Source organism: Microcystis sp. M44BS1, assembly GCF_020244875.1.
GTDB classification, from domain to species: Bacteria; Cyanobacteriota; Cyanobacteriia; order Cyanobacteriales; family Microcystaceae; genus Microcystis; species Microcystis panniformis.
Window position 1 is genome coordinate 18,867 of record NZ_JADBVM010000118.1, and the last position, 9,781, is coordinate 28,647.

Consider the following 9,781-nt stretch of genomic DNA (forward strand, 5'->3'; position numbering starts at 1 on the left):
TAATAAAGGAAAGATTGTCACCGAGCAATTATGATGGCGTTACTCGCTAACGCAGTTGACACCCGATAACCGATAAATGATACAGGAGTTATCTATGGAAACTATTTTTATCCCCCACCTCCTCAAATCTCCTGATCGACAAAGAGTCATCATCATCGATAATTTTATCCCCGGTCTAGAAACCTTGACACCGGTGCGGGGAACCTTGCTGGTTAGACATGGGGGCAATTTTTTGGAAGTATCGGTGAAAGCAGAAACCATCGTCACCTTAACCTGCGATCGCTGTTTACAACAATATAATCATCGTCTGCAATTAAACACTTCCGAATTAATCTGGCTAGACAAAAATAAAGACTACGATAGCTCCTATCCTCTAGAGCGAGAAATAGCCTACGAAGACCTCTCGGAAACCCTCGATCCTAACGGGGATTTTGACCCGCAAATGTGGTTATACGAGCAGTTATGTCTAACTTTACCCCCCCGTCAACTCTGCGGTGCTAATTGTCAACCCCCCGATTTTCTTCTTCCGGAAAAGACTGCCATTGATGGTCGTTGGGCCTCCCTAGAATCCTTGAAAAGTCAGTTATCTCAATCGCAAAATTGAGCCTTGATGCTGATTTTTTTCGGGTTTCGAGCCACGAAAAAAGCGATCGAAACCCGATTTTTTACCGGCCCCAAATCTTTTTCAGGACAGTTTCGGGGGTAATATCGGCGACTTTTCCCGTATTAGCTTCAATATATCGATGCAGCTCTCCCCCACTCGGTAAAACTCTCTTAGACAACGAAGGAACCAACAGAGAGAGGGTATAGGTTCCCACGGCCACGGCTAACTGTAAAGGGACACTTTCGGTAGCTAACAATAAATTAGCACCGGCGATCATAGCCGCCATTTTACCGATATCGGCCGTTCTGGACACTTTTAAGTTATTATCCATGGCTTTGAGGGCTAAAACCCAAGCTTCATCCAGTTCTCCCTGGATTGCGACAATTGGCAAATCCGGTTGTTGATGGCGAATGCCTTGGATAATTTCTAGCCAACTCTCTAGGGGATAAAGCGTTTCCAGTCCTTGGCTGATGCTGATATCGCTACCGCCGGCGTAGAGGAGAATATAGCCGCTATCCTTGATATTGAGGCGTTGCTGCTCCATTTGGGCCCAATCGATATCATCCCGATTCAATGTTATTTTTAAAGGTGGACAGGGTGCGGCAATCTTTAACCCTTTGACCAGTGCGTGATAATTATCCGCTAGATAGCCTTCCGTTGGCCGGGGGACTTGTTGCGATAAGAACCAGCTGCCATTATTTTCATAGCCTATACGGTTAGGAACACCATTTAACCAGAGTAAAAGGTTGATAGCAGAACGATTGGTGAGACTAATGGCGATTTCGTACTCCCGGTCCCGAATTACTCCCAAAATATTTAAATAATCCGCTAATCCGTACTGATCTCGATAGTCAAATAAAAGCACTTCCCTAACCTGCGGACAGAGACGATGAGCAGCCTTTGCTCTAGGTTCGACCAAAACATCAATGCTGCTTTGGGGGTAAGTTTGCTGGAGGGTTTCTAGAGTGGGAAAAAACAGCAGTTGATTGCTAATTCCTCCCGGTACAAGGGTTAATATTCGCATTTTATCTGGATATACCTGAATCGATCAGCTTAATTTTAGCAGTGTCCCTCGTTATTCACTAAATCCGGGCAGCGATGTTTTTTCTCCACAGAATGCGATCGCAGATTCTCTAATTCCCCTTTTCCCTTAACTATTACCCGAAGGATTAGAACCGTACATAGCATTTAAAACCAAAGCGGGGTCAACGTATTGATTGCCGTACATCAGTCCCCAGTGCAAGTGTGGTCCGGTGGTGCGTCCGGTCATTCCCACTCTAGCCATGCGGGCCCCTGCCGGTATATCCTGACCGAGAGTAAGGACGATTCCCCCTGACCTGTCAATCAAAAAAGTACCGCGGCTATCGGATTGAACCGAACCCATGAGATGACAATAAATATGCGTCCATTGACCGGATTGCATCTTAATCATGGTGCCACAGCCTGTATTATCCGATAATTCCACGATTCTGCCAGTCCACCAATTGCGAATATAACTGCCCAAGGGTGCGGCCATATCTAACCCGGCATGAAATTGTTGACTGCCATCCATGGGAGAGGAACGATAACCGAAACCAGAGGTATAGGTTTGAAAGTTTTCCACGGGGAAGGAGGCCCCGGCCCAAGCATTTTGAGCTATGAGGGTGGGATTAGCTTTAACGGGGTGTAAACGGTCAAATCCTAGAGAAATTAACGTGACAAGACAGCTAATCGCTAAAAAACGCAGTAATTTAACAGGCAGATACTTTAGCATGAGACTTACTCCAGACACCACAATTAAATATACCGCTAATTTTACCGGCGGCTTTTAACGGATATTTTAGTTAAGTTTTGAGTTATTATTGAGCATTGGTTAGCAGTTGACAACATTTCCCCTCAGGCTGCCAATTCCCCGACTCCCCCACTTAATTTTTACTTTTTACTGACTCGTAAGTAGGGAGGCACAATTATTTGTAGGATGGGTTAGCGGTAGCGTAACATGATCGGGCGTTGGGTTTCATGCTTCAACCCAACCTACGTTCATCTTATATTTAATTCCACCCACCCACTTACCATGTTAGACCTAAAGCAAATTAGAGAAAATCCAGAGGAAGTACAGAAACGCTTAGATAGTCGGGGAGGTAGTTATGATATTGCCCCTATTCTCCAGTTAAATCAACAACAGAAGGCTTTAGAGTTAGAACGCAGCAGTTTACAGGCCCGGAGTAACGAAATCGGTAAACTGGTGGGACAAAAAGTTAAAAGTGGCAGCGATGCCAACAGTCCCGAAATTTTGGTGCTGAAAACAGAAGGAAACGAGATTAAAAGTAAACTAGCTCAATTAGAACCGCAGGAAAAAGATATTAAAGCGGCCATTGACCAAAAAATCTTAGATTTACCCAATTTACCCAGTGAAACCACTCCTATCGGTAAGGATGAACGGGAAAATGTGGAAGTCAGACGCTGGGGAGAGCAATATAAACCCACCAACCCGAATATTTTGCCTCACTGGGAAATTGGGGAAAAATTGGGCATTTTAGACTTTGAACGGGCAGTAAAGATCGCCCAGAGTCGTTTTGTTAATCTTATCGCTGTCGGGGCTGCCCTAGAAAGAGCTTTAATTAATTTTATGCTTGATCGCCATATTGTCGCCGGTTATACAGAAGTTTTACCGCCAATTTTAATTAATAGTGACTCCCTGCGCGGGACGGGACAACTGCCGAAATTTGCGGAAGAAAGCTTTAAATGTCGAGATGATGAGCTTTGGTTAGCACCAACGGCAGAAGTACCCGTAACTAACCTTTATCGCGATGAAATCCTCTCATCGGAGCAATTACCGATAAAACACTGTGCCTATACCCCTTGTTTTCGTCGAGAAGCGGGCAGCTATGGCAAAGACACGAGGGGCTTGATCCGTTTGCATCAATTTAATAAGGTGGAAATGGTCAAAATCGTCCATCCTGACGCTTCCGCTCAGGAACACGAAAGTTTAGTCGCTAATGCAGAGGCAATCCTGCAAGCTTTACAGTTGCCCTATCGGGTGATTGAATTGTGTAGCGGTGACTTGGGTTTTTCGGCGGCCAAATGTTATGACTTAGAAGTGTGGCTACCTTCGGCTAATACCTATCGGGAAATTTCCAGTTGTTCTAATTTTAGAGACTTTCAGGCACGACGGGCAAATATTCGCTTTAAAGAAAAAGGGCAAAAAGGCACTAATTTTGTCCACACCCTCAACGGTTCGGGATTAGCGATCGGTCGTACTATGGCCGCTGTTCTAGAAAATTATCAACAGGCAGACGGGACGGTAAAAGTGCCAGAAGTGCTGCAACCCTATCTAAAACGGGAAGTTATTTGTTAAATTTTCTAAAAATGCTTGACAAAATGTCTTTATAGTGCATTGAAAGAATTGAGCTTAACCCCACTCTAGAATTGCCTGTTTTAAGGCTCCTTCGGGCAAATTGGCGGGATCAAAAGAATCACCCGCTTCTATTCTGGCTAAAGCTTCAAAAAAAGCCCTCACACCACTGGCCGGTCCCGATGGGTGGTCCATAATTCCAGTTCCCGCATTGAGGATAACATTACGTCCATAGTCCCCAAGGACCTGGGGAACAATACTGGGACGAATGCCGGCCGAGGGAACCGGAAAAACGTTTCTATCGCGCAAAATATCGCGAATTTTGCCCTCCTCCTGCGGATCGAAGGGTAAACTACCGTAAGCGGCGGGATATAGCACCGCATCGGCTCCTGCGTGGGCCATCATCGTCCCCAAAACCACAGAATAGGCTAATCCCGTATCGCTACCGGCACACATCGCTCCAGCAAAGGCAGGATGGGCGAAAATAGGAACATCGATCGCCGGATCACTGGCTAAAGCTTCTAAAACGGAAAAACCGTAGGTAAGAACGTTTAATAACAGAGCATTAGCCCCATGTTTCACCAATAAACGGGCTTTTCTGTGCAATTCGTCCGCTTTTCCGGTGACATTGACCGCATAGAGAACATTTCTGCCGGTTTGCTGCCGCACTTCCTCCAAAACCCGGCGACAACAATCTAGGCGCTCGTGGGTGGGAGCCACGGGAAGATCCGCCATGATTTCATCATCTTTAATCACGTCTAAGCCAGCAAAAGCCACTTCTCGCAGGATATCGGCGTGATCTTGCGCCGATAGTCCTAAAGCGGGTTTAAAAATTGCCATTACTAGAGGTCGATCATAAACCCCCAAACGTTGCCTAATTCCGGTGATTCCCACCTTGGCTTTCGTGCCGTAGCTTTCGGGGAGATACACCCCCACCACTTTTCCGGCTCCAGCCATGGAATATTTGCCGAAAATCATGGTTAAAAGACTGGCGATGTCATTTTCAACGTTTATCTGGGGAAAACGCACCCTAGCCACCTTATAACCGTCGGCTTCCTCCCTGATCCCCACCACTTCCCCTAGGTGTTGTTGCAGCTGCTCTTGACGATGACTGTGGCGATCGCTCCAAGTGCCGGCGGTTTGACCGATAGCGATCGTTTTTGCCTGTTTTTCGGCATTAATAGCGGGAGGAAAGCGATAATCGACAATGATAGTCATAAAAGGTAAAAAAAGGGAGTGGGAATTATAAATTATAAATTATGAATTATGAATTGGGGAGATGGGGAGATGGGGGAATTGGGGAGGTGGGGAAGTGGGGAGGTGGGGGAAGTGGGGGAGTGGGGAGGTGGGGGAGTGGGGAGGTGGGGGAGTGGGGAGACCACTGCGTGCGCGTTGCGGGGGGAGATGGGGAGCGTTTTTTCAGTAAACAGTAATCGGTGAACTGATAACTGATAACTGATAACTGATAACTGATAACTGATAACTGATAACTGATAACTGATAATGGCTTCGATCGATTTTCTTAGCTATTGACAAGGGTTCCCCTAAAAGCCTACAAGTATTTTGGATAGGTATGGCCATTGAGGAACCGACCAAAATATGAAAATAACGACAAGATTACGGGAATCGGGCAAATTTTTCTTAAAAAGGGCTGCTAGTATTGCCCTAGCACTATTTTTAATCTTAAGTCTGTTCACGGTTAAGGGGACTGCCCCTGCTTTGGCTGTGCTTGCTCAGGGTGATGCGGTAACGGATCCCACTGCCATTTTACGCAATGCCTTACCCATAGATAATAAACCAATTCGTCAAGTGCAACAATCGATCGAAGATATTGCCAAACATCTGCGGGCCAAACGTTGGAGTCCGATTAAAAAAGATGTCAAGGATGCCAATTATGCCCTTTCTACCAAAAGCAAGGCTATCTTAGATAGTGTTCCCGAAGCAAGTAAAAGCCAAGGAGAGGAATTAATCGAAAAACTGAAAACGGGAGTGGCATCCCTCGATACGGCCGTAGAAGCGAAGGATAAAGAGGCAGTTTGGTCAATCAGACGGGAATTGCTCAATAATATCACCGCTTTAGAAGAATTAATGGTGGTGGGTTTTCCCTTTAACGTTCCCCCGGAATACGCTAACTTGCCGCAATTGCGAGGACGCGCCACCGTAGAGATGCAGACAACCAAAGGAGATTTAACTATCGTTGTCGATGGTTACAGCGCTCCGGTTAATGGGGGTAACTTTGTGGATTTAGTCCAACGGGGTTTTTATGACGGTTTACCCTTCATTCGCAGCGAAGATAATTTCGTTGTGCAAACCGGGGATCCCGTCGGTGCAGAAGAGGGCTTTTTTGACCCGAAAACTAAGCAATATCGCTCTATTCCCTTAGAAATTTTGATTAAAGGGGAAGAAGAACCAGTTTATGGCAATACTCTCGAAGAATTAGGGATTTACTTACCCAGTCTCGCCTTACCTTTTAACGCTTTCGGTGCCTTGGCCCTAGCGCGTCCGGATACTAATCCTAACGGAGGTTCCTCGCAATTCTTTTTCTTTAAATTCGATAATGAATTAACTCCTCCGGGGTTTAATCTCATGGATGGTCGTTATTCGGTTTTTGGCTATTTAGTCCAGGGAAAAGAGGTGTTAGAAGAACTTACCGATAAGGATAAGATTATCACCGCTAAAGTGGTTTATGGCTTAAATAATCTCGTCCAACCTAGCTAGGGTGGGGGTTTTTAACTAGGTTTTGTCAAGGCAAAAGATTAGTCAAGATAGGGGAAGCATCTCAGATTCTGGGTACTTCCCCCCATACCCCAGAAAAGTGGCAATTATCGGAGTCAATATTCCCCGCTAGTGAAAGCAAGGTAGTTAGTAGATGTTACTGTGTTAATGACCTTTTCAGTAAAACGTAGGGTGCGTTAGACGGCAAAAATTGCGGCTTTGACTTGAAGGTAAAAATCCGTCTAAGTAAAACGTAGGGTGCGTTAGACGGCAAAAATTGCGGCTTTGACTTGAAAGTAACAATCCGTCGTAACGCACCACCTATCATCAACTAAGTAGTAAAACGTAGGGTGCGTTAGACGGCAAAAATTACTGCTTTGACTTGAAAGTAAAAATCCGTCGTAACGCACCACTAAGTAGTAAAACGTAACAGCCCAAATTACTGCTTTGACTTGAAAGTAACAATCCGTCGTAACGCACCACCTATCATCAACTAAGTAGTAAAACGTAGGGTGCGTTAGACGGCAAAAATTGCGGCTTTGACTTGAAAGTAACAATCCGTCGTAACGCACCACCTATCTAAGTAGCCGGTTACAATGAGATTACTTACTTAGTATTTACTCAATACCTAGTTTTTGCAATGTTAGTAAACGTTCTTTACTAAACTCCTCGTACACTGTTTTCAGATGAGCAATATTCTCCTCCTCTGTTTCCAAAGGTTTCCCATCTTTAACCACTTTTTTGCCTTGACTTGCCAAATTTTGCCAGACAAATTGTACTGCATCTTGGTTAGAGGATTTAGCCAAGAGGAATAATTGTTCTAAACGATTGACCACTACTCCAGTCCCAATCAAAGGAGAAGCTAAAAAGCTTAATTCCTCATTATAGACTGCTTTCGCTTTCACTGCATTATTAAAAGCATCAGTAGATGGTTTCCGTTGTTGGCAAGTTTGCTCATCCACAGCAGGATGAATATAGCCAATACCAGTTAAAATCATCAGAGCTTGGTAAAGACCATTTAAGTTAATATTTGAGGTTTTGGGATGATTTTGCAGTTGCTGTAAAGTTTGAGGAGATTCCGCCAAAACTTCACAAATTGGCTGATAAACTGTCTCCTGTAACTTAACTTCTCCCACGGGAAACTGATGCTCGAACTTGATATTTGCGGGATTAACAATCAGAGCAAACCGAGTTTCTTGTAGTTGTTTAAGCTGTTCTTGGCTGGTTAAACTTAAAGAGCCTCGACTAAAAATATCACGACGGAATTGGCTATTAACAAAGAAATCTCGCACCACTTCCCGATAGATTGGGTCGCTGATTTTTGCTAATTTTTCTTGGGCAACTGGAGAGAGATTGACCGTATCAATATGGTCATTAATATGAGCGGAACCCACATATTTAAGTTTAGCATCTTCTAATTCTTTCGCCACTTCATCGAAGTAAAAAGAATTCCATTCCTGATTGAAATACTCGTGAGCTAAATAATAACGATTTTGTTCCTTTAGGCGCTCGTAACGATTTTGTAAAATTGGATTTTGGGCAAAATAACTAGCATTAGCCTCTAATAATTCTCCTGTAAAATTAAGTGCCTGTTCAATGCGGGTTAAAATTGGTTCGGAACTGTGTTGACCATGACGTAACATTAAAGCTTGCATCGGCATCGCTGCTGACCAACCCGGCAGGGCATTATAGGAGATATAAACTAATCCCCCTACCTTGAGATTGCGACGAATAAAATTAACTATTGCTTGGCGATTTCTGGCACTAATCCAGCTATAAATTCCGTGCAGACTAATGAAGTCAAATTGAGGTAAATCTCGCTCTAAAAATTCCTCAAAACTATCATCAAAGAAAAGAATATTCTTCATTCCCGCCTTGGCTGCTAAATCTCTAGCTGTGGCGATATGGCTAGGATTGAAATCATTGGCATAAAATTGGGCGTCGGGATAGGTAGCTGCTAAAATATTCGTGGTAAAACCCTGACCACAGGCCAATTCACAATAGGTAAATTCTTGGCTAGAATCGGGGGGTTGAATGGATTTCATCAGAGTGGCTAAACCTAATTTTAGGGGACTTAACTCGCCGTAAAAGCCGCTAGTGTAGTTAACTTCCAATACATATCCTTCTGTCCAACTCATAGATTTTCCTCAAATATAATGACAATTCCTAAAATTAAGACTTGATTATACAGCAAAAGAGCCAGATAAGCTGCCCGCGCCTTTAAATTGCTTGTTGAGGTGAGGCAAAAGGCAAGAGGCAAGAGGTGGTTAGATATGTATTGTATAATACTAAATCCGTTGAGTAACGCACAGAAAACGGGTTTCTCGGAGAAACCCGTTTTCTACTCATGCAAAAGGCAAAGGGGAATAAATAATCAGTTTTTAATAACTGGATTTAGTATAATTAGGGTTTGCGGCAAAAAGTACGGGCGAAGCATTCGGATAGAAAATCTCCGGTTTCACCGCTAGGTTATTGCCCGAATGCTTCGCCCCTACAGGACGCGGGCCGATGAAGACGCAAGGTTTTGAAGCACGATTCTCTCAAAATCTTGCATCTGTTTCACGAGAAAAGCCACAAAACCCTTACCTTGCCTACATTTCACATTTATTCAGCCAGCCCTAATTAATTGTGTCTAGCTACTTACAATATCTATTAATACTAGAGTATTAACCATTGAGCCAGTGGAAGTGCAGTTCCAAGCGGACGACACCCTCTACTATCGACTTTTTGCGGAATTGTTCCTGTTTTTAAGGCAATATCGACCACCTCACCCCTGGCAAATTGTCGTCATTTATCCCCATCGTGGGGTGGAACGGGAACAATCCCTGCATTTTGGCGAAATCCTCAATTTAGCAAGCGTCAGACGCATTTATCTCGATGAATTGGCCCCAAGGGACAATCCCTCTTTAGGAATTGGTGTGATTAAATTAGTAGTAGAGTCGGAAACAGCAGCGGTGAGGACTGCTCAAACCCTAATCGAGCGGACCAGAGAAGAAATCACCGACCAGTCCAGTCAACGGCAGTTAATTAATCTAATCGAAAGTATCATTATTTACAAATTACCCCAGAAAAGTCGCGAGGAAATTGAAGCTATGTTTGGACTAAGTGATTTAAAACAAACGAGAGTC

The 9,781-nt window shown here is 44.1% G+C and carries 10 protein-coding genes; 5 read left to right on the plus strand and 5 right to left on the minus strand.

What is annotated here, in order from left to right:
- Positions 1–94 precede the first annotated feature (94 nt).
- Positions 95–604: a YceD family protein gene (locus tag IM515_RS09055; protein ID WP_002737400.1), complete on the plus strand. Its 510-nt coding sequence runs from the start codon at positions 95–97 to the stop codon at positions 602–604.
- A 61-nt stretch (positions 605–665) separates the two neighbouring features.
- On the opposite strand, the gene IM515_RS09060 is transcribed toward IM515_RS09055, so the two are convergent.
- Both IM515_RS09060 and IM515_RS09065 read right to left on the minus strand, forming a co-directional pair.
- Entirely contained in the window at positions 666–1,628 is a 963-nt protein-coding gene (locus IM515_RS09060) for a glycosyltransferase family 9 protein (RefSeq protein WP_287627707.1), read from the minus strand.
- A 126-nt stretch (positions 1,629–1,754) separates the two neighbouring features.
- A complete protein-coding gene (locus IM515_RS09065) occupies positions 1,755–2,357 on the minus strand; it encodes a M23 family metallopeptidase (RefSeq protein WP_110579152.1) in 603 nt (200 codons plus the stop codon).
- A gap of 300 nt (positions 2,358–2,657) precedes the next feature.
- On the opposite strand from IM515_RS09065, the gene serS reads away from it, so the two are divergent.
- Positions 2,658–3,941, plus strand: a complete 1,284-nt coding sequence (gene serS, locus IM515_RS09070) for a serine--tRNA ligase (protein WP_287627708.1) — start codon at positions 2,658–2,660, stop codon at positions 3,939–3,941.
- A gap of 54 nt (positions 3,942–3,995) precedes the next feature.
- Here serS and IM515_RS09075 read toward each other — a convergent pair whose 3' ends face one another.
- Positions 3,996–5,156, minus strand: coding sequence for a 2,3-diketo-5-methylthiopentyl-1-phosphate enolase (locus IM515_RS09075; protein ID WP_287627709.1), 1,161 nt, complete (start codon positions 5,154–5,156; stop codon positions 3,996–3,998).
- Positions 5,157–5,197: 41 nt separating this feature from the next.
- Here IM515_RS09075 and IM515_RS09080 point away from each other — a divergent pair, with 41 nt between their 5' ends.
- Positions 5,198–5,371 (plus strand): hypothetical protein, encoded by a 174-nt coding sequence (locus tag IM515_RS09080; RefSeq protein ID WP_287697963.1) that lies wholly within the window; start codon positions 5,198–5,200, stop codon positions 5,369–5,371.
- Here the strand turns inward: IM515_RS09080 and IM515_RS09085 are convergent.
- Positions 5,358–5,519, minus strand: a complete 162-nt coding sequence (locus tag IM515_RS09085) for a hypothetical protein (RefSeq protein WP_287633302.1) — start codon at positions 5,517–5,519, stop codon at positions 5,358–5,360. The two genes, IM515_RS09080 and IM515_RS09085, sit on opposite strands and share 14 nt — an antisense overlap.
- Positions 5,520–5,537: 18 nt before the next feature.
- Between IM515_RS09085 and IM515_RS09090 the strand changes: the two genes are divergently transcribed.
- Positions 5,538–6,656 (plus strand): peptidylprolyl isomerase, encoded by a 1,119-nt coding sequence (locus IM515_RS09090; RefSeq protein ID WP_287627710.1) that lies wholly within the window; start codon positions 5,538–5,540, stop codon positions 6,654–6,656.
- Positions 6,657–7,270: 614 nt separating this feature from the next.
- Here IM515_RS09090 and IM515_RS09095 read toward each other — a convergent pair.
- A complete protein-coding gene (locus tag IM515_RS09095) occupies positions 7,271–8,791 on the minus strand; it encodes a methyltransferase regulatory domain-containing protein (RefSeq protein WP_287627711.1) in 1,521 nt (506 codons plus the stop codon).
- Between the two features lie 543 nt (positions 8,792–9,334).
- On the opposite strand from IM515_RS09095, the gene IM515_RS09100 reads away from it, so the two are divergent.
- On the plus strand, positions 9,335–9,781 hold a 447-nt coding region (locus IM515_RS09100; RefSeq protein ID WP_287633305.1), incomplete at its 3' end, for a DUF2887 domain-containing protein.